Source organism: Luteibacter rhizovicinus DSM 16549 (genome assembly GCF_001887595.1).
Classification (GTDB): Bacteria; Pseudomonadota; Gammaproteobacteria; order Xanthomonadales; family Rhodanobacteraceae; genus Luteibacter; species Luteibacter rhizovicinus.
In genome coordinates this window covers 1,249,211-1,271,870 of sequence record NZ_CP017480.1, presented here as the reverse complement: position 1 = coordinate 1,271,870, position 22,660 = coordinate 1,249,211, and the positions used below count along the sequence as shown (strand labels likewise).

23 protein-coding genes are annotated in these 22,660 nt (G+C 66.0%); 14 read left to right on the top strand and 9 right to left on the bottom strand.

Annotated features, from left to right (window positions below; translation table 11 throughout):
• Positions 1-29 precede the first annotated feature (29 nt).
• Positions 30-1,409: a bifunctional UDP-N-acetylglucosamine diphosphorylase/glucosamine-1-phosphate N-acetyltransferase GlmU gene (gene glmU, locus BJI69_RS05830; RefSeq protein WP_046966958.1), complete on the top strand. Its 1,380-nt coding sequence runs from the start codon at positions 30-32 to the stop codon at positions 1,407-1,409.
• Here glmU and BJI69_RS05825 read toward each other — a convergent pair whose 3' ends face one another.
• On the bottom strand, positions 1,410-2,396 hold the full coding sequence (locus tag BJI69_RS05825; RefSeq protein ID WP_052767091.1) for a chorismate transformation FkbO/Hyg5 family protein: 987 nt from the start codon (positions 2,394-2,396) through the stop codon (positions 1,410-1,412).
• A gap of 190 nt (positions 2,397-2,586) precedes the next feature.
• Between BJI69_RS05825 and BJI69_RS05820 the strand changes: the two genes are divergently transcribed.
• The 6 genes from BJI69_RS05820 to BJI69_RS05795 all read left to right on the top strand — a co-directional run bounded on the left by BJI69_RS05820 (position 2,587) and on the right by BJI69_RS05795 (position 7,573).
• On the top strand, positions 2,587-2,859 hold the full coding sequence (locus BJI69_RS05820; RefSeq protein WP_046966959.1) for a phosphopantetheine-binding protein: 273 nt from the start codon (positions 2,587-2,589) through the stop codon (positions 2,857-2,859).
• A gap of 103 nt (positions 2,860-2,962) precedes the next feature.
• Positions 2,963-3,277: an ApeI family dehydratase gene (locus tag BJI69_RS05815; RefSeq protein ID WP_046966960.1), complete on the top strand. Its 315-nt coding sequence runs from the start codon at positions 2,963-2,965 to the stop codon at positions 3,275-3,277.
• Entirely contained in the window at positions 3,274-4,227 is a 954-nt protein-coding gene (locus BJI69_RS05810) for a lysophospholipid acyltransferase family protein (RefSeq protein ID WP_046966961.1), read from the top strand. The genes BJI69_RS05815 and BJI69_RS05810 overlap by 4 nt, the downstream gene beginning before the upstream one ends.
• On the top strand, positions 4,145-4,795 hold the full coding sequence (locus BJI69_RS05805) for a LolA-related protein (RefSeq protein ID WP_052767089.1): 651 nt from the start codon (positions 4,145-4,147) through the stop codon (positions 4,793-4,795). Before BJI69_RS05810 ends, BJI69_RS05805 begins: the two co-directional genes overlap by 83 nt.
• A complete protein-coding gene (locus BJI69_RS05800; RefSeq protein ID WP_244465233.1) occupies positions 4,792-7,107 on the top strand; it encodes an MMPL family transporter in 2,316 nt (771 codons plus the stop codon). Before BJI69_RS05805 ends, BJI69_RS05800 begins: the two co-directional genes overlap by 4 nt.
• A complete protein-coding gene (locus tag BJI69_RS05795) occupies positions 7,091-7,573 on the top strand; it encodes a hotdog family protein (RefSeq protein WP_046966963.1) in 483 nt (160 codons plus the stop codon). Before BJI69_RS05800 ends, BJI69_RS05795 begins: the two co-directional genes overlap by 17 nt.
• Positions 7,574-7,643: 70 nt before the next feature.
• Here BJI69_RS05795 and BJI69_RS05790 read toward each other — a convergent pair whose 3' ends face one another.
• The 4 genes from BJI69_RS05790 to BJI69_RS05775 are packed head-to-tail and all read right to left on the bottom strand — an operon-like array spanning position 7,644 to position 12,029.
• A complete protein-coding gene (locus tag BJI69_RS05790; RefSeq protein ID WP_046966964.1) occupies positions 7,644-9,242 on the bottom strand; it encodes an NAD(P)/FAD-dependent oxidoreductase in 1,599 nt (532 codons plus the stop codon).
• A gap of 14 nt (positions 9,243-9,256) precedes the next feature.
• Entirely contained in the window at positions 9,257-10,033 is a 777-nt protein-coding gene (locus BJI69_RS05785) for a glycosyltransferase family 2 protein (RefSeq protein ID WP_046966965.1), read from the bottom strand.
• Positions 10,030-10,830: a beta-ketoacyl synthase chain length factor gene (locus tag BJI69_RS05780; RefSeq protein ID WP_046966966.1), complete on the bottom strand. Its 801-nt coding sequence runs from the start codon at positions 10,828-10,830 to the stop codon at positions 10,030-10,032. The genes BJI69_RS05785 and BJI69_RS05780 overlap by 4 nt, the downstream gene beginning before the upstream one ends.
• A complete protein-coding gene (locus tag BJI69_RS05775; protein WP_181016743.1) occupies positions 10,827-12,029 on the bottom strand; it encodes a beta-ketoacyl-[acyl-carrier-protein] synthase family protein in 1,203 nt (400 codons plus the stop codon). The genes BJI69_RS05780 and BJI69_RS05775 overlap by 4 nt, the downstream gene beginning before the upstream one ends.
• A 119-nt stretch (positions 12,030-12,148) precedes the next feature.
• On the opposite strand from BJI69_RS05775, the gene BJI69_RS05770 reads away from it, so the two are divergent.
• Positions 12,149-12,853: a YdcF family protein gene (locus BJI69_RS05770; RefSeq protein ID WP_046966968.1), complete on the top strand. Its 705-nt coding sequence runs from the start codon at positions 12,149-12,151 to the stop codon at positions 12,851-12,853.
• Between the two features lie 92 nt (positions 12,854-12,945).
• Positions 12,946-13,848, top strand: coding sequence for an oxygen-dependent coproporphyrinogen oxidase (hemF, locus tag BJI69_RS05765; RefSeq protein ID WP_046966969.1), 903 nt, complete (start codon positions 12,946-12,948; stop codon positions 13,846-13,848).
• 131 nt (positions 13,849-13,979) lie between these two features.
• Here hemF and BJI69_RS05760 read toward each other — a convergent pair whose 3' ends face one another.
• Entirely contained in the window at positions 13,980-14,627 is a 648-nt protein-coding gene (locus tag BJI69_RS05760; RefSeq protein WP_046966970.1) for a DUF4097 family beta strand repeat-containing protein, read from the bottom strand.
• 154 nt (positions 14,628-14,781) lie between these two features.
• Between BJI69_RS05760 and gpmA the strand changes: the two genes are divergently transcribed.
• Complete coding sequence (gpmA, locus tag BJI69_RS05755; protein ID WP_046966971.1) at positions 14,782-15,516, top strand: 2,3-diphosphoglycerate-dependent phosphoglycerate mutase; 735 nt, start codon at positions 14,782-14,784, stop codon at positions 15,514-15,516.
• Positions 15,517-15,745: 229 nt separating this feature from the next.
• Entirely contained in the window at positions 15,746-16,276 is a 531-nt protein-coding gene (locus tag BJI69_RS05750; protein WP_046966972.1) for a CcdC protein domain-containing protein, read from the top strand.
• Between the two features lie 18 nt (positions 16,277-16,294).
• Here BJI69_RS05750 and glnK read toward each other — a convergent pair whose 3' ends face one another.
• Entirely contained in the window at positions 16,295-16,633 is a 339-nt protein-coding gene (glnK, locus tag BJI69_RS05745; RefSeq protein ID WP_046981907.1) for a P-II family nitrogen regulator, read from the bottom strand.
• 177 nt (positions 16,634-16,810) lie between these two features.
• Here glnK and BJI69_RS05740 point away from each other — a divergent pair, with 177 nt between their 5' ends.
• Both BJI69_RS05740 and BJI69_RS05735 read left to right on the top strand, forming a co-directional pair.
• Positions 16,811-17,065, top strand: coding sequence for an accessory factor UbiK family protein (locus BJI69_RS05740; RefSeq protein WP_046981909.1), 255 nt, complete (start codon positions 16,811-16,813; stop codon positions 17,063-17,065).
• A 173-nt stretch (positions 17,066-17,238) separates the two neighbouring features.
• Positions 17,239-18,741: a YifB family Mg chelatase-like AAA ATPase gene (locus tag BJI69_RS05735; RefSeq protein WP_071924889.1), complete on the top strand. Its 1,503-nt coding sequence runs from the start codon at positions 17,239-17,241 to the stop codon at positions 18,739-18,741.
• 3 nt (positions 18,742-18,744) lie between these two features.
• Here BJI69_RS05735 and BJI69_RS05730 read toward each other — a convergent pair whose 3' ends face one another.
• Together BJI69_RS05730 and BJI69_RS05725 are read right to left on the bottom strand one after the other, a co-directional pair.
• Positions 18,745-19,959, bottom strand: coding sequence for an ABC transporter permease (locus tag BJI69_RS05730; protein WP_046981240.1), 1,215 nt, complete (start codon positions 19,957-19,959; stop codon positions 18,745-18,747).
• Between the two features lie 10 nt (positions 19,960-19,969).
• The gene (locus BJI69_RS05725; RefSeq protein WP_046969541.1) at positions 19,970-21,289 is read right to left on the bottom strand and encodes an ABC transporter permease; all 1,320 of its coding nucleotides are present in this window, start codon (positions 21,287-21,289) and stop codon (positions 19,970-19,972) included.
• A gap of 119 nt (positions 21,290-21,408) precedes the next feature.
• Between BJI69_RS05725 and BJI69_RS05720 the strand changes: the two genes are divergently transcribed.
• Positions 21,409-22,554: a family 43 glycosylhydrolase gene (locus BJI69_RS05720; protein ID WP_071924888.1), complete on the top strand. Its 1,146-nt coding sequence runs from the start codon at positions 21,409-21,411 to the stop codon at positions 22,552-22,554.
• Positions 22,555-22,660 lie beyond the last annotated feature (106 nt).

Here is a 22,660-nt window from a genome sequence, read left to right as displayed (position 1 = left end):
GCCCTCTCCTTTACGTCAGGCACGAGCCTATGACCGTGACGCCGCTCCATGTCCTGATCCTCGCCGCGGGCGAAGGCAAGCGGATGAAGTCCGCGTCCGCCAAGGTGCTCATGCCATTGGCCGGGCGTCCGCTGCTTTCCCACGTGATCGACGCGGCACGTTCGCTCGCACCTGCCGGCGTCCACGTGGTCTACGGCCACAACGGCGAACAGGTGCGAGCGGCCTATGCCGCGGATACCTCGCTGGGCTGGATCGAACAGCGCGAGCGCCTCGGGACGGGCCACGCCGTGCGCACCGCCCTCGAGGCCTTGCAGGCGGCCGGCAAGCTGGAAGGCCGCGTGCTCATCCTCTACGGCGACGTGCCCCTGATTCGCGGCGAAACGCTGGCGGCGCTCGCCCAGGCGGGCGAAGGCCTGGCCATGCTCGCCACGCGGCTCGTTGATCCACGCGGCTACGGGCGGGTCGTTCTCGACGCGACGGGGAGCGTCCGCCACATCGTCGAGGAAAAGGATGCGAGCGCCGCGCAACGTGCGATCGACCTCGTCAACACCGGCATCGTCGCCGGCGATGCGGCACGCCTGCTTGCGTGGACGCAGCGGCTAGGTAACAGCAACGCCCAGGGCGAGTACTACCTCACCGATGTCTTCGAGATGGCCTCGACCGAAGGCACGCCGGCGGCTTGTGTGGATTGCGACCCGGTGGAAGCATCGGGAGCGAACGATCCCTGGCAGCTCGCCGGTCTCGAAGCCCTCTATCGGGAACGCATGGCGCGGGAGCTCGCGCTGGCAGGCGTACGTCTTGCCGATCCCGCAAGGCTCGACGTGCGCGGCAAGGTCACCACCGGGCGTGACATCGACATCGACGTCAACGTCATCCTCGAAGGCGAGGTGGTGCTGGGCGATGGCGTGCGGATCGGTCCTTTCACGCGGATCCGCAACGTGACGCTCGCGGCCGGCACGATCGTACTCGCGCATTGCGATCTCGATGGCGTGGTGACGCACGGTCCCTGCACGATCGGGCCGTTCGCACGACTGCGTCCGGGGACCGATCTCGCGGCGGGCGTGCACATCGGCAACTTCGTCGAGACCAAGAACGCGGTGATCGCCGAAGGCTCGAAGGCCAACCACCTCAGCTATCTTGGCGACACGGTGATCGGCCGCAAGGTGAACATCGGCGCCGGCACGATCACCTGCAATTACGACGGCGTGAACAAGAGTCGCACGACGATCGGCGATGGCGTTTTCGTCGGTTCGAACAGCGCGCTCGTCGCGCCGGTTACCCTGCACGACGGCGCGACGATCGGTGCCGGCTCGGTGATCACCAAGGATGCGCCGGCGGACGCCCTGACCCTCTCGCGTGCGCGGCAAACCGTCATCGACGGCTGGCAGCGGCCAACGAAGAAGGCCTGATCAGGCCCGGTAACGCCAGCCGTCGATTTCGACGAGAAGCTCCGCACGGCAGATATCGCCGTGCACCAGCAGTAACGGTGCATCGGGCAGATGCCGTGCGGCGAAGGCGCGAATCACCGGTTCGTCCCGCGCGTGTCGCACGTAGACCTTCAGCGGCGCCAGGCGATCGAACCCCGCCGGAAGGCCACCGGCCTCGAGCAAGGTGTCGAGGTTGCGCAAGGTCTCGCCGAGCTGCGCGGCGATATCGCCGGCATGCGCCGACGCGTGGCCGACGACCGCGGCCGTTCCCGAAATCGCCAGGACGTCGTCGGCGGGAAACAGGGTCGCGCGCGCGAAGCTCGGCGGCGTGCGGCCGTACTGCCGCGGATAGCGCCAGGCGCTGACCTGGCGCGGGTTCTCCACCCGTGTCCCGGGTCGATCCGTGGCGAGCAGGTACACCTGCAGCAGGCCGGGATCGGCGTGGTGGCCGATGGCCGTCGCCGCCGGAAACCCCTGGGCGAAGACGTCGCCCATGCCGCGGATGCGTCCCGTGCAGAAGTGCTTGTAGCGCTCGTCGTCGCCGCTGCCATCGTTGATGGCAGCCAGGTAATTCCAGATGCGCTGCACATGCCGTTCGTCGCTGTTCGCCACGAAGCGCGAGAGCAGGCCGTAGGCGTAATCCGCTGCGGCCTCCGTGCCGCCGTGATCGGCTTCCCGACACTCCACCGCGGCGAACAGCCAGCCGCCGCCCCGCGACCAGCGCAGGTCGCCGTCCCGTCCAAACGCGACCTCGGCGTCGACTTCCCAGACTTCGTCGACGCCGGGGCCCAACGGCTCCAGGGCGACACGCAGCCAGCGCGGATCGTCGTGATGGTCGGCGTCGCGGCCGAAGCCGAAGGCGGCCAGGGTACCGGTGGATGGCGCGCCTGCGTTGACCCGGTAGGTCACGGTGGGCGCGGGGGGACCGATGAGCGGCGAGCGCTCGCGCATTTCACTGCCTGGGGGCATCGCCATTCCGAAAGCCAAGGTCGCCGCCATCATATCGTTCGCTTGTCTGCGCCGCGTGTGGGTGACGACGACTTCACGACGCTGAACGCAGAGCCATGGCGCGCAAGGGTGGTGAGAGGGCCCTGTGATAAGCTCCGCGGCTGCTGCCATCCGGGGGGAGGCAGGTAAATCCAGGACCTGGAACGACTACATGGCAACGCAAACCGAAGCACAGAAAGAACTGGCCGAGCTGATCGTCACGAGTCTCAATCTCGAGGCGGTGAAGCCGGCTGACATCGATCCCGAGGCGCCCCTGTTCGGCAGCGACCTGGGACTGGACTCGATCGACGCGCTCGAAATCGCGCTGGCCGTGTCCAAGCGCTATGGCTTCCAGCTGAAGTCCGACAACCCGGACAACCGCACGATCTTCACCAACCTTCGGTCACTCTCCGAGCACATCGAGCAGCACCGCGCGGCCGCCTGACGGTCGTTCAGGTGACACTTGCCCACGGCGTGTTCTGCTTCGCGCAGACGCCGGGGCCACGCCTGTCGCACCGCCGTTCCTGCCCGAGGCCCGGAGCCTGCCGTTGACCGACACCGACGACCTTGCCAGCCACGTCCGCCCGCTGCGTTTCGATGCCGCGCACCCGAGCTTTGCCGGTCACTTTCCCGGCCGGCCGATCGTCGCCGGGGTGCTGCTGATCGAACAGGCCGCCGAGGCGCTGCGTGAATGGCGTGGCAAAGGCGTGCGGCAAGTGATCGACGCGAAGTTTCTCGCACCGCTGCTGCCCGACGAGAACGCCGAGCTGGAACTGGTCGCACTCGCCGAAGGCCGCTACCGCTTCACCGTTCGCCGCGATGCCGACACCTTGCTGCGCGGAACACTGGAAGCGACAGCATGAGCCACTGGAAGCAGCGCGAAGGCGGCGGCATGTTCGCCATCTGGGTGATCCGGACGATTGCCCTGCGGCTCGGGCGGCCCGTGGCGAGGCTACTGCTTTACCCGATCGCCTTCTATTTTTTCCTGCGCCGTGCCGAGGAGCGGGACTCGTCGCGCCGCTACCTGGCGCGCGTCCTGAATCGTCCGGTCACCTCGTGGGATGTGTTCCATCTCATCCACATGTTCGCGGCGACCCTGCTCGATCGCCTGTTCTTCCTCGCTCGTGGCGAACGCGATTTCGTCGTCGATGTCGAAGGGCTCGCTATCCTCGATCGCTATCTCGACGCACGCCAGGGTGTCCTCCTGATCGGTTCGCACCAGGGTAGCTTCGAGGCGCTTCGCGCACTCAGCGGCCGGCGCCCCGACGTGCCCTTGCGCGTGGTGCTCGACAAGCAGAAGACCCCGGCGCTGACCGCCGTGCTCGAGGCCCTGGCACCCGATGTCGGTGCCGCCGTGATCGATGCGGCCCATGGGGGAACCTCGGTCGCCCTGGCCATGGCCGAAAGTGCGGCACAGGGCGCCATGGTCGCCTTGCTGGCAGATCGCGGCCACCAGAACGAGGCCATGCGCATGGTCTCGTTCCTGGGTACGCCCGCCCCATTCCCCGCGGGCCCGTGGCTGCTGGCGTCGGCGCTGAAGATTCCCGTCGTGCTGTGCATGGGCATCTACCTCGGTGGCAACCGCTACAAGCTGATCTTCGAAGCGTTCTCCGACGGTATCGATATTCCGCGTGCGAACCGCAAGCCGGAACTCGACGCCGTGATCGGGCGTTACGCCGCCCGTCTGGAGCACTACGCGCGCGTCTATCCCTTCAACTGGTTCAATTTCTATGACTTCTGGCAAGAAACTGGCCCTGCTGACGAGCCTGCTGGCGCTGCTGCCGCTCACGTCTCCGGCCACTCCGAAGCCTGAGCACGACGACGCGAATGCGTTGATCGCGAGCCTCAATCGTCCGGCTCCCGCGCGTACCCCGTTCGCCGAAGCGCGTTTCATGCGCGTGCTCGACAAGCCCCTCGTCGTTTCCGGTGAACTGGCGTGGCTCGGTGGCGATCGCCTCGAGCGTCGCGTGGACAAGCCGACCAGGGAGACCTCGACGATCGCCGATGGCGAGGTGACCCAGGAGCGGGAAGGGAAGAAGCCGCGTAGCTTTTCGCTCAAGCGCGCACCGCAGTTGAAGGTGCTGCTGGACAGCTTCGTCGCCCTCCTTGCCGGTGATCCCACCCGTTTAGGTGACTCCTTCAACATCGTGCTCGGCCGCGACGCGGACCGCTGGCAGCTCACGCTGACGCCGCGCGATGCGGCCATCGCGAAACAGATCGCGACCATTCACGTTTATGGCCGGGGCAACCAACCGCGTTGCCTGCGCATGGACGAAGGGGACGGCGACACCTCGTTCGATCTCCTCGGCGAGCTCGCCACGGCGATGCCCGACGCGCCCACCCGCGAAGGTCTCATCGCGCAGTGCGGCGGCGCGATGTGACGAAAGCCCGCGTCGGTATTCTCATCGTCTGGCTGGGCGCCCTGGTCTTGCTGGGCTGGCTCGCGGTCACGCACCTACGGATCAGTACCGACCTGCGTAGCTTCATGCCGGCACCGACCACGCCGGATCAGCAGTTGCTGATGGATCAGGTGGGCGAGGGCCCCGGGTCGCGTCTTCTCCTGGTCGCTATCGACGGTGGCGACGAAGCCGACAAGGCCGCCCTGAGTCGCGGCCTTGCTGCCGCCCTGCGCAAGGACGCCGCCTTTACCCAAGTAGTGAACGGCGACTTCGACATGGGCATGCTCGATGCGCGCCTCCTGCCCTATCGCTACCTGCTCTCCCCGACGCTCGATGACACGGCCATGGACGAGACCTTCCTGGCCGACCAGTTGCAGCAGCGCCTCGACGACCTTGGCTCACCGGCAGCCAGCGTGCTCAAGGGTCTGCTGCCACGCGATCCCACACTCGAAGTGCTGAAACTCGCCGAGCGCTGGACCCCCGCGCACTCGCCGGACGTGCGCGACGGCGTCTGGTTCTCCTCGCGAGGCGAAGCCTTGTTGCTGGCGCAAACGCGTGGCGCCGGCTTCGATCCCGGCGCGCAGGGCGAGGCCATCGATCGTCTTCGCGCCGCCTTCTCCGCCCTGCCGCACCACGAGAGCTCGCACCTCACGCTCAGTGGGCCCGGCTATTTCACCGTGACCGTGAATGCACAGACCCGCCATGAGGCCGACTGGATCGGCGGCATCTCGATGGTGGGCTTCGTCATCCTGATGCTCGCCGCGTATCGAAGTTTCGCCAGCCTTCTGTTCGGCGCGCTACCCGTCGCTACCGGTGCGCTCGCCGGTGTGGCGATGATGTTGCTGTTCTTTCCGGAGGTCCACGGCATCACGCTGGCGTTCGGCTTCACCTTGCTTGGCGTGGCGCAGGAATATCCCATCCGTCTGCTGAGCCATCGTCGCGCAGGGGAGTCGGCTGTCGCGAGCGTGCGCGGCCTGTGGCCGCTGCTGCTCACGGCGATCGCCTCGGCTTGCATCGCCTACCTCGCTTTCTATGCCTCAGGCGTCGGCGGCCTGAAGCAGCTGGCCGTGTTCACCATCGCGGGCCTGCTTGCCGCGGGCTTCAGCACTCGCTATGTACTGCCCTATCTCCTGCCGGCGCAGGCGCGCGATATCGCCGACACGCCGGGCCTCGGTCGCTTCCGCCGCTGGCTTGACGCCTTGCCCCGGCCACGCTGGCTGCCCGTGCCCGTCGTCGCGGCCATTGTCGCCATGCTCGCCTTCGCCCCGGGTCCGTTCTGGCAGAACGATCTATCGGCACTGACACCGCTGCCGCGCGATCTGCTCCTGACGGATGCGCGGCTACGTGGGGAGCTGGGTGCGCCGGATGTGCGCTACCTGCTTATCATGCAGGCGCCGACCGCCGACGGCGTGCTCAGTGCGTCGACGCGGCTCGAGCCGGTGATGCGTGATCTCGTTGCGAAGAAAGTGCTCGACGGTTTCGAGCTGCCCTCGATCTACCTGCCGGATCTGGCGACACAACGCGCCAGGCAGGCGCACCTGCCGGACCGTCCTGCGTTGGACGCTGCGCTCGATCGCGCGTTGCAGGGCATGCCGTTTCGCAAGGACCTGTTCGTGCCCTTCCTCGACGATGTCGAGACGGCCCGCACGGCGCCCCTGCTCACGCCGGATGTCTTCGCACGTTCGCCGCTCGGCCAGCGTCTCGCCGCGATGCTGGTACAGCGCGGCGATCACTGGGTGGGCTTGTCGACACTCAGCGGGGTGCACGATCCCACCGCCATCGACCGTGCCGTAGCCGCCGTCGGCGCCGAGGCGCGCCTGCTCGATCTCAAGGCATCGTCCGAGTCGCTGGTGGCCGAGTACCGCACGCGAATCCTGCACGCCGTGCTGGCGGCTGCCGGGCTACTACTCGTCACCATCACGCTAGCCCTGCGCAGCCTGCGACGTGCATGGCATGTCCTGGCGCCGATGACGCTGGCGACCTTCCTCGTCCTCGCCGTCGAGCGCCTGGCCGGCATTCCGGTGTCGCTCTTTCATCTCGTGGCGCTGATTCTTGCCGCCGGCCTCGGCCTGCACTACGCGCTGTTCTTCGAGCGCGACACGAACGACCCGGCCGAACAACGGCGTACCCTGCATGCCACCGTGGTCTGCGTGATCTCCGCATTACTGGTGTTCGGTATGCTCGCGTGGTCGTCGATTCCGGTGCTCCGCGCGATCGGCCTGACCGTCGCGCTCGGCGTCGCCTTTCATTTCTGCCTCTCGATCCTCATGGCACCCCATGCTCGCCAAGACTGATTTCATCGACCTCATTCCCCACGCGGGTGACATGTGCCTGCTCGACGGCGTGGTCGCCTGGGATGACACGACGATTCACGCGATGAGCCGCGGTCACGTGCTCGCCACGCATCCGTTGTGCGGCGAGCAGGGGTTGCACGCCGTGCATCTTGCCGAATATGGCGCTCAGGCCATGGCCGTGCATGGGGCCCTGCGCGCGCGTAAGCAGGGTGCGACGGAGCCGCGGCCAGGCATGCTGGTAAGCCTGCGTGGTGTGAAGCTCGCCGTGCAGCGCATCGATGAACTGGAGGGCGTGCTCGACGTCTACGCCGAGTGCCTGATCGCGGACGCTAACGGAGCGCAGTATCTGTTTCGCGTAGCGCACAACGACAAAGAAATTGCCTCCGGACGCGCAGCCGTGATTCACCCGAGCGTGCATCAGGGCGACATGATGGCCGGCCCGGAGGGTCCTGCGAAAGGGGACTGATGAGGAGCCTGACCGCTCCCTCCGGGCCGACCAGAACAGTCTGCCCGGGGGGCGTCTCAGAACCCGCGACTCAGGCGACCCGGGCGAACAGTTCGGTCCGCTCGCCTTCCACCTCGATCAGGTCGCCCGCGACCTCGCGCAGCGACGGATGATCGTCCACCGCGCGCTCCACGATGCTTGCCGCGAGCAGGCGCATCATCCGGACGTTGTCGCGCAATCGTTGCGCCAGGGTGTCGTCGTCCAGCGCGTCATGCAGCGTGCTGTTCATGTCGGCAAACCAGGCCAGGTCGCGCTGGTCGAGCATGACCTTGCGGTTGCGCCCATCCGACACGTCGTGCCAAGGCTGGAAGAAGGCCTGCACCTTCGTATTCAGATCCGTGGCGGCAAGGAGTTCATCGCTCATCCGTGAGATGAAGGCGCTGTCGCCGAGCCGTTTCTGGAACACGATCTGGCAGAGAACGCCCCAGTAATACGCGTAGTCCCAGATGACCTTGATCGGCAGGACTTCGGCGTCGCCAAAGAGGTTGTACTGGCCACGGTACATCTTCAGCGTTCCCTCGTAGAACGAGAAGAACAGCCGTTCGTAAAGACGCGCGTGCGGCGCCACGTTCTCGCCACGTCGGTCATGCCCGATCAACAGCGTGATGTAGGTGTTGGCGATGGCGATGAAATCGCTGCCGGGAGAATAGAAGGGGTCGAGAAAGGCGCCGGCTTCGCCGGTCAGCGCCCAGCGATCGGACGAGAACATGCGTGAGCAGCTGTAGGAGAAATGACGGAAGAAGGCAAAATCCAGCAGTTTGTCGCGACGCTTGATCACCTGGCGGGCGACGAGGGGCTGGTGTTCCTCCAGCCATTGCACGGCGAGATCGAAGGTCTTCATCTTTTCGATCGGGTGCATCGCCGCGTCGGCGACGATGCCGACCGAGTGGGCGCCCGACGACAGGGGTATCAGCCAAACCCAGTAGCCGGGGCCGCAGAGGTGATTGGTCGACCGCCAGCGCTCGGGTGGATGGCAACGTTCCTTCCATTCCGCGTCGTCGCACCAGCCATCGATCTCCAGCCGATCGTCGATGCGGAACCAGACGGCGTTGGCGTGATGGCCGTTATCGCGCGTGAAGTCGAACTTGCGCCGGATCATGCCGGCACGCCCGGATGCATCGAGCAGCCATCTCGCATGGAACACGTCCACGTTGCCATCCGCCGTGGTGGCGCGGACGGTATGGACCTCTTCGCCGGCGCCGATGTCGAAGCCTTTGACGGTCACGCCATCGCGAAAATCGATGCCGCGGCGACGCGCTTCGTCACCAAGATAGTTCTCGAGGATCCCGCGATCGATCTGGTAGCTCGGCGTCGGCAGGACGGCGCTGACGCCGAGCTCGGTCACGTCGGCGAGATCGTCCTGTCCCTCGGAGAAGAAGAACCGGAAACCGAACTTGCGGATGTGCGAGCTCTCGAGGTGGTCGCGAAGGCCGAGGGTGTCGGCGAAGTAATGCGCCGCGATTTCCACGGTCGATTCGCCGACCTTGTGCGCAGCCTCGGGCAGCGGGCGCGCCTGCCGTTCGAGGACCACGATGTCCATGTCCGGGTATTCGCCCTTCAATTGCATGGCGAGCGAGAGACCGGCAAGGCCTCCTCCCAGAATGATAGCGTCGTGCGGTTTACGATCCATGTTCCACCTCGGTGTCAGTGTGCGGTGCGTGGCTCACGCGATTCGGTGGCGCCGACGATGGTCGGTGCCGAGCGTGAGCGTCGATAGCTAGCCAGGAAGTTGCCATAGTGAAAGACCCGGCCGACGGTGTAGACCGTGATCCGGGTGACATCGCGTACGGGGTTGAAATGACTGACCCTGAAATCGCCCTCGTAGCGCGATGCGATCGGTACCGACACCACGCGCGTACCGCGTTCGCGGCAGGCGGTGATCAGCAGGGCGGCTTCGAAAACGAAGTGCTCGGCGGGGATGTCGACCAGGTCGAGCACGGCGCGCGGATAAAGACGCTGGCCGCTCTGCGTATCCGCGATCGGTTGCGCACAGGCACACGAAATACCCCAATCGGCGACGGCGTTGGCACGGCGGCGTCCCGGCGGTTGTTGCTGCCGGTCGAGGATGCGCGCACCGATGACGATGCTGCCGGGAAACTGCCGGCTCGCGGCGACGATCGCGGGAATGTCGGAAGCCAGATGCTGGCCGTCCCCGTCCATCGTCACGACCGCGTCGAAGCCCTGGCGAAGCACTTCGCGGAAGCCGGTACGCAGTGCTTCACCCTTGCCTCGACGCGTCGCATGGCGAAGCAGGGTGACCGGAAGCGCGCCGACGATCTCGGGTGTGCGATCGTCCGAGCCATCGTCGACGACGATGACCGGAAGGCCGAGCGCCAGCGCTTCGCCGACCACGCGCCCGATGGCGCCTTCCTCATTGAGGCAGGGGATCAGGATGCAGCAGCGTTCGGCACTCGCGGTCATGGGGCGACCTCTACATCCACGTGGATATCGAGCTCGCGCGCGGCGGCCACGCGCAGGGCCGTGGAACGGGCCAGCGCGAGGGCGTGGACCAGGGGGATCGCCTGGGCCGAGGGATTGCTGGCAGCCACCCCGTCCAGCCAGGCGTTCCCGGTCGGCGAGCTGCCGCTGTTGCCCGGCGCCGGCGTGATGTCGAGGCGTACGGCACCGATGTCCGCGTGTGGCGAGAGGACAAGGGCGACGGCGAACGGTCCGGTGGTCGCGGTCATCTCACCGAGCGGACCGGCACCGGCGATGTCGTAGCTGGCGAGCAGCACGTCCTGGTCGTCGGCGACGGCGAGCGTCGCCGCTTCGAGCAAGCCGGCACCGAAGCTCGTTTCGCCGCCGGACACGGCACTCGAGCTCGCGTGACAGTGTGTGGCGATCGTCCAGTAACCGACGGGAGCGTTATGGACCGAGTTGTGGAACTTCGTCGGGGAAAGTTCGGTCGGCGTTCCGGCGAGTGTGGCGCACATGTAATCGGTGATGGTCTGGTCGCCATGCGCGGAAGCGAAGACGCAGGGCAGGGTGGCTGCATCGAGTCCGCTCATCCGCACGGCCTCGCCAGCGGCCGCGGCGGCGAGCAGCACGCTCTCCGGCGCACGCCGGCGCTCGTTCGGCGGAAGCACCTCGGCCACGGGGCGGGCATCGTCGCCGGGCGCTTCACGACCGCCGACGACGGCGCAGAAGGCGGCCCAGTTCGCCGCGCCCGGCGCCCACAGGCCGATACCCTTTACCCAGACACTGAGTGCGGCGCTCATGCGGGCTCCCCTACCTGGGCGAACGCGAGGCAGGCGTTGTTGCCGCCGAAGCCGAACGAGTTGCTCAGGGCGATGCGCACCTCGCGCTGCTCGGACGTCCAGGCCATCTGTGGTCCGCACAACGGGTCCGGTGTGGTCGCGCCGAGGTTGCCTGGAATGCGTCCATCGCGCATGGCGAGGAGGGTGATCGCCGCTTCGAGGATGCCGGCAGCGCCAAGCGTGTGGCCGGTGAAACCCTTGGTCGAACTGGCGCGCGTCGTTGCGGGAAAGCTGCGCGCGACGAGGGCGGCTTCGACCTCGTCGTTTTTCTGGCTCGCCGTGCCATGCAGGTTGATGTAGTCGACATCCCCGGCCTCGATGCCAGCCCGCGCGAGCGCATCGCGCAGGGCAATATCCGCACCCAGACCCTCCGGATGCGGCGTGGACATGTGGTGTGCGTCGCTGGCTTCGCCGTAACCGATCAGCATCGGTCCGGTGGTGTCCTCCGTCACGCGTTCGAGCAAGGCGAAGCCGGCGGCTTCGCCGATCGAGATGCCACCACGGTTCGCGTCGAACGGACGGCAGGGTTCGCCGGATACCAGCTCGAGCGAGTTGAAGCCGAACAACACGCTGTCGCACAGCGTGTCCGTGCCACCGACCACGGCAGCATCGATCAGCCCAAGGCGGATCATGCGTTCGGCATTGCCGAAGACCTTCGCACTCGACGAACAGGCCGTGGCGACGGTGAGGCAGGGCCCTTCGAGATCGAACGCGGTAGCGACGAAGCCAGCCAGCGAGTGCGGCGTATGCAGGACGGGACGATGGAGGTCCGCCGGCATGCGGCCGTGGTCGAGTCGCCGGTAGCCTTCCTCGGTGGCGCCGATGCTCGAGGTGGAGGTGCCCAGCAGCACCGCCACCCGCGATGCGCCATACCGTTCCCGCGCGTCGCGAACGGCGTCGATGAATCCATCCTGGCGCAGGGCCAGCCAGGCCAGCCGGTTGTTGCGGCATTCCCATTCGGCCAGTTCGGGCGGCAGGGGTTCCTCTTCCAGACCCGCCACGCGGCCGATCCAGCAGTCGAGTGGCGCCGAACTGAAGTCGTTGGGTTCAAGACCGCCGCGCGAGGCGAGCAAGGCATCGGCGTGGGCATCGAGCCCGCGGCCGAGGGCGGAGGTGGCGGTATACGCGCGAATGGAAAGCGGAGGCATGGGATGGGGCATACGCGCGAGCCTATCCTTTTTGCCTGGTAGCGTCTCGTGAACGCCATGGGTCGGTTCAGCCGATTGCGCGCCCGCGAGCGGATGGCACAGACTGCGGGTCTTCCCGCGGCCCCTTTCTTATGTCCGGCTTGCTCAAACCCCTGCGTCGAGGCGTCTGGCGGTACCTCAGCGATCGCGACATCCTGCTCGCCGCCCTGGTGACGGCGATCGTGTTCGTAGGCAGCCTGGGCCTTGTCTATGTCGCGCACGCCGTGCGCGTGTGGCGACTGGCGCGGCATAGTCCGACGCTGTCGCCCCGTCGTGGCACCTTGCTGATCTTCGGCCGGCGCCTGGTCGACGATCGCCCCGAATTCGACTTCATCAGCCGGCTCACCTGCGCCCGTGACAACGCGCGGTCCGGCCATGCCGACCGGGTGCTTCTCCTTGGCGGTTTCAGCGGCGGGACCGTCAGTGAAGCGGAGGCGGGTCGCCGCTGGCTCGTCGCCGAAGGCTGGCCGGACGAGGTGCCCCTGCTGCTCGAGCAGGTGTCCATCGACTCGCTCGAGAACCTTCGCCACGCCCGCGAGCTGTTGCGCCCGACCGAGGGCAGCGACCTTCCTGCCGTCAGCCTGGTCACCAGTCGCTATCACCTGGCCCGTTGCATGTACCTGGCCCGGCGCCTGGGCTTTGACGCCTCGCCGATCGGCGCCGAAGCGCGCTTGTCGCTCGACCGCCGTTATGCGTCGCGCATGCTGATGGAAGCGGGCTACCTGATGTGGATCGACACGGGTATGCGCTGGGCCGCCTTGATCGGCAATCACCGCATGGCGGCCCGCATCTCCTGAGCGTCAGCGGCGCGCGGCGGCGTGCCACAGCGGGCAATCCGGGGCGACTTGCTAAGCTCTGCCCTATCGAACCCGTAAGGATGCCTTCCCGCATGTCCGAACAAGCCAATCTCGCCGAATCGTTCCTGCGTGGCCTGCAGGATCGCATCTGTGCCGCCGTCGAAGCGATCGATGGCAAGGCGACGTTCGAAGAAGACGCGTGGACGCGGCCGGCGGGGGGCGGTGGCCGCACGCGGGTGCTGCGCGAGGGAGGCGTCTTCGAGCAGGCGGGGGTCAACTTCTCCCGGGTATCGGGATCACCTCTGCCGCCCAGCGCCACGGCGCATCGCCCCGATCTGGTCGGCGGCCGTTTCGTCGCCACCGGCGTGTCGCTGGTGTTGCATCCGCGCAACCCGTACATCCCGACCACGCATGCCAACGTGCGTTACTTCGAAGCGTCCAAGGAGGGCGTCGAGCCGGTCTGGTGGTTCGGCGGTGGGTTCGATCTCACGCCGTACTATCCGTTCGACGAGGACGTGCGCCACTGGCACACCGTGGCCAGAGACCTCTGCGAACCGTATGGCGACGATGTCTACGATCGCTACAAGCGCTGGTGCGACGAGTATTTCTATCTCAAGCACCGCGGTGAAACACGCGGCGTCGGCGGCCTCTTCTATGACGACCAGAATGAAGGCGGCTTCGACCGTTGCATGAACTTCATGCGCGACGTGGGCGAGGGCTTTCTCGACGCGTATCTTCCGATCGTCGAGCGCCGCCGCGAAACGCCGTACGGAGAGCGCGAGCGTGAGTTCCAGCTGTATCGGCGCGGGCGCTACGTGGAGTTCAACCTTGTCTACGACCGCGGCACGCTGTTCGGCCTGCAGTCGGGCGGGCGCACCGAGTCGATCCTGATGAGCCTGCCGCCACGGGTCCGCTTCGAATACGGCTTCACGCCCGAAGCGGACAGCCCCGAGGCGCGTCTCGCCGAATACCTGAAGCCCCGCGACTGGGTCTGACGCAAGAGCCAATGCATCTGTGGGAGCCGATTCATCTGTGGGAGCCGATTCATCGGCGATCCCGCGGCAGCGGGCCATGTCGCCGCGAGCACCCATCGCCGCTGAAGCGGCTCCCACCCAGCTCGACAGACTTACGGAGCGTTACCCGAGAACTTCTTCGGCGTCGCGCCCTGGATCTTGCCGACCGTCGCCGAATCGCTCACGTAAAGATCCACGTCGCGCTCGAAGGTGAGGTTGCCCTGCACCACGGCGTGAGGGCCGATCACGATCTTCGGGTTGCGGTCGTTGCTGTGGAACCAGCTGTTGGGCTTCTTCACCAGCAAGCCGCCTTCGACCTTCGAGCCTTCGCCGATGGTGACATCCGCGTTGGTTGTCTCGATGCCGCCGCCGACATGCGCGCCGTCCAGTGAGATCTCACCATTGACGTTGGAGAGCTGACCTTTCACGTCCGCGCCGCGCTCCAGCACGACACGGCCGTTCACCGTTTCCACTTCGTCCGCGACGCGCGCGTTGCCGTGCAGGGTGACGCCGCCGTTGACGGTCTTGACGACGGTGGCGGTGGCGCTCTTGCCGAGTTCGACGGCGCCGTTGACCGTACTGGCCTTCTGCACCACCGCGTTGTCGCCGATACGGACCGAGCCGTTGACCGAGTGGACGTCGCCCGCATGCTGGCCGGCCTCGACCTGGGCGGTGCCGTTGACCTTGCTGATGTCGTCGTCGGCCAGGGCGGCGCCGGAGACGGAAAGGGCGATGAGAAGCGAGATCAGGGTACGACGCATGGTGTGCTGCTCCACGGATGGACTAGGACTCCTAGGATGCACCTGCGGGCCGCAAGGTTTAGCGTGACTGATGGCAGGGCTGACCCGAATCGCCAAGTTGACTGCCCCGGGGTCAGGTTTCACCATGGGTTTTTCCTCCCCATCGTTGGACGCCATGTACAAGCTCGTCATGATCCGCCACGGCCAGTCGGCCTGGAACCTCGAAAACCGCTTCAGTGGCTGGGCCGATGTCGACCTCAGCGAGCAGGGCGTGGCCGAAGCCCGCGAGGCCGGCCGCCTGCTCAAGGAAGCTGGCTTCACCTTCAACCTGGCTCATACCTCCTACCTGAAGCGTGCCGTGCGCACCCTGTGGCACGTCCAGGACGCCATGGACCTGATGTGGGTCCCGGTCGTCACCGACTGGCGCCTCAACGAGCGCCACTACGGCGCCCTGACCGGCCTCAACAAGGCCGAGACGGCGGCGAAGTACGGCAACGAGCAGGTGCATGTCTGGCGCCGCAGCTACGACACCCCGCCGCCGGCCCTCGAAGCGGGCACGACCTCGTTCGCCGATGACGACCGTTACAAGGGCATCGACGTCCCGCTGACCGAATGCCTCAAGGACACCGTCGCCCGTGTGCTGCCCTACTGGCACGACGTGCTGGCCCCGGCCATCCGCGCCGGCCATAACGTGCTCATGGCCGCCCACGGCAATTCGATGCGCGCGCTGGTGAAGTACTTCGATGGCATTTCGGACGACGACATCGCCGAACTCAACATCCCCAACGGCATTCCGCTGGTGTACGAATTCGACGCCGACATGAAGCCGGTCAAGCATTACTACCTGGGCGACCAGGCCGAGATCGAGGCCAAGATGGCCGCTGTCGCCAACCAGGGTAAAGCCAAATAATCAGGGGAATGTGGGAGCCGATTCATCGGCGATAAGGACATGTGGGAGCCGATTCATCGGCGAAAAGCCAACGAAGCGGTGAAGCCAAGCGCCCGAAGGCCCGAAGGCCCGAAGGCCCGAATCCCAGGGGGTGACACCAGTCACCCCCAACGCCTAACAACCCGCCCTCGAACCGCCCCGTCTCGGAAACTAACCTAGCCTCACACCGCAGCCCACCGAGACCTACGCCATGCTGGCTCCAACCGCCGTCCCGTTCATCGTCGCCCCGCTGATGGCCTTCGCCGTTTATCGCCGCGTCCGCGGCAGCTTCGGCCGCCAGCCGATCCGTACGAAGCGGATGAGCGTCCGCGTCGGCCTTTTCGCGCTCTTTGCCTGCCTGACACTCACCTCGGGCCTGCAGGACATCCGTCTGGCCGAAGGCGCACTGGGCGGCCTGATCGTCGGCGCCGCGCTGGCCATGGTCGGCCTGCGCCTGACCCGCTTTGAATCGAACGCCGAAGGCGCCGACTTCTACGTGCCCAATCCCTGGATCGGTGCCGCGCTGACCGCCTTGCTGCTCGGCCGCATGGCCTGGCGCTTCCTGGTGCTGGCACCGATGTTCAACGAAGGCGGCGCGGCCGTGCCGGCCCATACGCCGGCGCCGGGCAACAGCCCGCTGACCATGCTCGTGATCGGTCTGACCCTCGGTTACTACATGGCCTACTACGCGGGTGTGCTGTTTCATCACCGCCGGCACAAGCGGCTGGCCCAGGCGACCTGAGCCCCGCGGCGCCCTCGCTCAGAGGGCGTCGTTGTCCAGTTCGCCGGTGCGGATGCGCACCACCTGCTCGAGCGAACTGACGAAGATCTTGCCGTCGCCGATCTTGCCCGTGCGGGCCGCCGCCTGGATGGCCTCGACGACGCGCTCGATCTGATCGTCGGCCACGGCCACTTCCAGCTTGATCTTCGGCAGGAAGTCGACCACGTACTCGGCGCCGCGATAGAGCTCCGTATGGCCCTTCTGCCGGCCAAAGCCCTTCACTTCGGTGACGGTGACGCCCTGGACGCCCACCTCGGCGAGGGCCTCACGGACGTCGTCCAGCTTGAAAGGCTTGATGATGGCGACCACCAGCTTCATGTATCACTCCTAGGGCGCAGCCGCTTGCCGGCGCGCGGACGGCCATTGTGCCATCCGGGTCCCGGGGGCGTCTTCTGGGGCATTTGTAGGAAAAACCCTACACTACGTGTAGGCGTAGGCCTATAGCGCCTACAAACCAATCACCTAAACTTCATTCACGACATCGGGGTGCGCAAGATGGATGTGCAGGGTATCGATCAACTCGCACAGAGGTTGGCATCGTTGGTTCCGCCAGGGTTGGCGCAAGCGCGTGAGGATATGCACGCCAACTTCAAAGATATTCTGGCGCAGGGACTACGCCGCCTCGATCTCGTAACTCGAGAAGAATTCGATGTTCAGAGCCAGGTTCTAGCGCGGACGCGCGAACGGCTCGAAGTTTTGGAAAAGCGCCTCGCCGACCTGGAAGTCAGCGCTGCGGCTCCTGGCCAATAAGGACGGCCGACCGTCCCGGGACCGCCCCCGATCCGTCACCCTCACCCCGAGAGCGGTCGGGGGCGGTTATTTTCCCAGTCGACGCAAGGAGTGCGTATGCGAGCCCGATCCCTACAGGATCACGGTAGTTCGCCACTGACTGGGATGCGTAACCGGTTACGATATCGACTGTCATGAGCCTCGCCGTCACCCTTTCGCGGGCGCAGGAAGGTGTCACCGCGCCGCAGGTCGTCGTCGAGGTGCATCTGTCCGGCGGACTGCCTTCCACCTCCATCGTCGGGCTGCCTGATTCGGCGGTACGCGAAGCGCGTGATCGTGTCCGCGTCGCCATCCAGAACACTGCCTTCGAATACCCCAACCGCCGGGTCACCGTGAACCTGGCGCCCGCCGAGCTGCCGAAGGACGGAGGCCGGTTCGACCTCGCCATCGCCCTGGGCATCCTGGCCGCTGGCTCGCAGGTGCCGCGCGAGCGACTCGATGACTGCGAATTCCTCGGCGAGCTGGCCTTGTCGGGTGAGTTGCGAGCCGTGCCCGGGATACTTCCCGCCTTGATCCGCGCACGCCGCGCCGGCCGGCGCATCGTCGTGCCACGTGCCAATGCGGCCGAAGCCGCCCTCGTCGGCGAAGCCGACGTCCTGCTTGCCGACAGCCTGGCCGAGGTATGCGCCTGGTTGGGCGGCCACGGCAGCCTCAGCGCACCGGCCTCGGCGACCGATTTCTACGACCTGCCCACCTGTGGCCCGGACATGCGCGATGTGCGCGGCCAGTACCAGGCCCGCCGTGTCCTGGAAATCGCCGCTGCGGGCAGGCATCACCTGCTGATGATCGGCCCGCCCGGCACCGGCAAGACCATGCTCGCCGAGCGCCTGCCGGGCATCCTGCCGCCGATGACCGAATCCGAGGCGCTGGAGAGCTGCGCTATCCGCTCTCTGTCCAGCGAGGCCATCGATCCGGCCTGCTGGCGCCGCCGCCCCTTCCGTGCGCCGCACCACACGGCGTCGGGCGTGGCCCTGGTCGGTGGCGGCTCGACACCGCGTCCGGGCGAGATCTCGCTGGCGCATAACGGTGTGCTCTTCCTCGACGAGCTCCCCGAGTTCAGCCGTCACGTGCTCGAAGTACTGCGCGAGCCGCTCGAGTCGGGCCAGATCGTGATCTCCCGGGCGGCGCGGCAGTCGACGTTCCCCGCCGAGTTCCAACTCATTGCTGCGATGAATCCCTGCCCATGCGGCTACGCCGGCGATCCGACCCACGACTGTCGATGTACGCCGGACCAGGTGCAGCGCTACCGCGCACGTATTTCCGGCCCGCTGCTGGATCGCATCGACCTCTGTGTCGACGTTCCCCGCGTGCCGATCACCCACCTCACCGCGCCTCGCGGTCCGCATGACGACGACAGCGCCACTGTCCGGCGTCGCGTGATCAACGCACGCGAGAAGGCCTTGCTTCGCGCTGGCCAGCCGAACGCCGAGCTGAGCGTCGTGAACCTCGAGCGCGACTGTGCACTACCGCAGGCCGAGCGCGAGTGGCTGGAAGCGGCGGTCGAGAAGCTCGGTGCCTCGGCACGCGCTTACCACCGGGTGCTACGCGTCGCGCGCACCATCGCCGATCTCGAAGGTGGGGCAGGTTGTGTCGAGCAGCACCACTTGGCCGAGGCGCTGCACTATCGCCGGTTCTGATCGCTACGCGGATCGTATCGCCGCCACCGGCGGCACGGAAGCCGCTCGCAATGCCGGTGCCAGTACGGCCAGCTGCCCAAGTATCCACAGGGCCACCGCGCCGATCGGCAAGTACCCGAAGGGCAGCCTCGGCAATTCGTAGATGCTCATCAGAACCAGGTTGATCGCATACGCGAGGATCATCCCCGCGACGATGCCGATCGTGACGATCAGGAAGTTCTCGATCTGGAAGTAACGCAGGATATCCCCACGCGTGGCCCCCAGTGCGCGGCGGACGCCAATCTGCCGGCGCCGTTGCGCGACCCAGAAACTGGCCAGGCCGACAATGCCCAGCGCGGTGGTTCCGAGCAAGGCGACGATGACGGCGATCAGCAGTCCCGTCATCACGCGGTCGCTGAGGAAGAATGTATCCCGCAACTGGTCGATAGTCCGGCTCTGCTCGAGGTCGAGGACGGCATCCGGCGCCGTTTTGAGAGCGGCAATCCGGGCGTCGCGCATGACACGGGGGAGATCCTCGGGGCTGGCGCTCAGCAGGTACTTGCCGGCGAACTGCGGGCCCGGCATGGCTGGCACCACGATGGACCAGTCAGCGTCTTTCTCTTCACCGGAGCCGGGCTGTGGAATCGTCAGGTGATCGACCACGCCGATGACACGAAAGTGCGTGTCCATGCTCCAGATCGTTTTGTCGAGCGGGTTCTCGCCCGGCCAGAGGTGCTCGGCGAGGACATGCGTTATCAGGATCGGGGCTTCCTTTGGCACGATCTGGGTCACCGGCATGTACTCGTCCGGCGCCGGCATGCGTCCGGCGAGCAGGCGGAGGCCCATGGCTTTTGCTGCGCCTGGTCCGGCGACATAGAAGTCCACGACGCCACCGAACTGCTGGCCGGCCGCATCCCGTGTCACCCCGGCGATGACACCGGGTTCGCCGAAGGGCACCGCGCCGATCGAACTGACCGATTGCACACCAGGCAATGCGCGCAAGGCGGCTGTGACGCGTGCATTGAGGTCGTTCGCTTGCGAGCCTTCGAAGCCTTCGATCTTGATCGTGCCAAGCGCATGTTCATCGACGCCGCTTTGCACGTGCATGGCTTGAACGCGGCGCACAATCAGGAAGCACGCGTTGCATAGCACGGCGCATGCGAGTGCGATTTCGAGTGCGATGACGATCGTCGCGATCCGGTGCCGACGTAACGCAGCGAGGACGGGTTGAATCTGCAGGCTACCCATCTCAAAGCACCTTCAGCTGCAGGGCGGGTTCAACGAGGCTGGCGCGCGCGGCGGGCAGCAGGCCGGCGAGCAGGCTGGCCCCCACGGAAATGAGGAACGTCACCAGGAACATCGATACATCGAGGTGGACGACGTCGGCATACGGCAGTGGCTGTCGACGCACCAGCCAGAGTCCGAGCACGGTAAGGAACAAACCACCTATCCCGCCAAGAACGCCGATCACGCCCGCCTCGACCAGACATTGCATGAACACTGCACGACGCGTGGCGCCCATCGCCCGGCGCAAGCCGATCTCGCCGCCGCGACGCAGGAACTTCGCCAGCAGCAAGCCAACGACATTGCACAGGCAGATGGCGAGGAAGGCGAATGCCAGCGACGTCTGCAGTTTCACGTCACTGGGAACGACGCCGTTGAAGTCGAGCCATTCGGTCAGGCTGCGCATCCGCGTGTTGTCCGTACGCGTGAGTCGACCGAGCGCGTGTTGCTGGGCAACGTAGCCATCGAGAAACTGACGATACGCCGCGACTTTGGCGGCATCGCCCAGTTGCACCCAGAGCGCGATCCACACGCACGATGCGTTTTGTAGATGCCCGGGCGTGGCGGGGACGGACCAGCAGGTGAACGGCTGGAAGTTGCCGTCGTTGATCTCCAGCGCGGTGGAGAATGGCGTGATGACGCCTTCCGGTTTGCCATAGAAGCTCGCCGTATCGCCACTCGCGAAGCGGCCGCCGCGCACGTCGTAGAACAACGGGGAAGGGCGCCACGGGGCAAGCACGCCGACGATGCGTACGTCGCTGTTCTTGAGTCGCAGCGTGCGGCCGACGCTGTTCTCGCCGGCGAACAGGCGATCGTTGAGATCGGCGGAGATCACGGCGACACGCGCGTGTGCCGCATCGTCCTCGGCGCTCCAGCTCCGACCGAAGCGGAACGGCACGGCGAACATCGGGAAGAAATCCGCCGTCGTCGACAGCATCGGCTGCATGAGCGGCGGAAGGCGTGTTCCGGGGGCTAGCAGCTTGATGGGGCTGTTCACGACCAGAGCCTGGCGGTCGGCACGGTGTGCGTTCCACAGGGCCGTCGCGGATGGATAGTCCAGCATGTCGTAGGGCTGCCGCCCCTTCGAATCGGGATTCGCGTCGAGCTGCGGGTAGAAGATCTGCCCGCTCCGTCCGTGCAAGGGATCGCCTGAAAGCAGGTGCATGATGGTCAGCGTCGTCATGCTTGCACCGATGCCGACGGCGATCGCGAGGACCATCAGCGCTGTCAGCACCTTGTTGCGCCTGAGGCTGTGCACGGCCAGCTCGACGTAGTATCCGATCATGCAGCGGTTCCTCCCTGTGCGAGATACCCGACCCCTCGAGCTCGACGCGGATCATGTCCCCGTCTGGGATCCGCGACATGTGCGAAAGGTAAGGATCGCCGTCGCGGCGTTGAGCGGGTATGGTCGGCTATCCCCCGTTGGGTCACCTGCCGTCCATGCCCGCGCTTACCCTGCTCAGACTCGCCTGTTTTTTCTTCTCGATCATCGTAACGATCACGGGGTGCAGTGTGACGGACGCGAGCCAGCGGCCGGACGCCGGACGGGCACTGATGGTCCACGTCGAGAACGGTTTGCCCGGGACGCCGCGACGGGATGACGAAGGCCATCCCATCGATGCCCACGATGGCCAGATCCAGCGCTTCGGCGATCGCTACTATCTCTACGGCACGCGTTATGGCTGCGGCTTTCGCTGGAACGACAAGAAATCGCCGTTCTGCGGGTTCGTTTCCTATTCGTCCACCGATCTGACGCATTGGCGTGCCGAAGGTGCGCTGTTCGATGCGTCGAGCCCTGATTGGCAGAAGCGCTGCGACGGGTCCACTTACGGATGCTTCCGACCCCACGTCGTCTTCAATGCGCGCACGCAGCGCTACGTACTGTGGATCAACAGCTACGACGTTTCGGTCGGCTACCACGTCTTCACCGCGACGACGCCAACCGGCCCGTTCGTCGAGGCGCCGCTACCGAAGCTCGCCATCAACCGCGAACAGCCGCCCGGCCTCAATCATGGCGACCACGACGTCTTCGTTGACCTCGATGGCACGGCGTATCTCGCGTACACGGACTGGCGGCAGAAAGGTGACATCGTGGTCGAGCAGTTGGACGACAGTTATCTCAGCGGCAACGGGCGCTATGTGCGTCTCGGCCTGAAAGCCACCGAAGCGCCGTCGATCTTTCGCCGTGGGTCCACGTATTACCTGACGTTCTCCGACCCCAATTGCGGCTATTGCACCACCGGCACATCGTACCTGCGCGCAACGACACCGCTGGGTCCATGGAGCGGCAAGCCTGCTCGAGGCATATCGGAGACGCAGCATCGCGGCCTGCCGATCAGCGACACATCGTGTGGCGGACAGCCTGCCGATGTCGCGATGCTGCCGGGTCGTAACGGACCGATCTATCTCTATCAATCCGATCGCTGGGACAACGGCAATCCGAGCGAGACCAAGGCGACGCACTACTGGGAGCCGTTGCGGTTCGACGCCGCCGGAGATATCGAACCGCTGACATGCGCCCATGGGTTCAACATCGAGATGACCTCATAGAGCCAGCAAAACACGGGCCAAGATGACTCAAAAGAGTTAATACTTATTTCATGTACTGGCTAGTTGACGAATCCCAGGACCGAGCGGATAGTTCTGTACCAGGCGG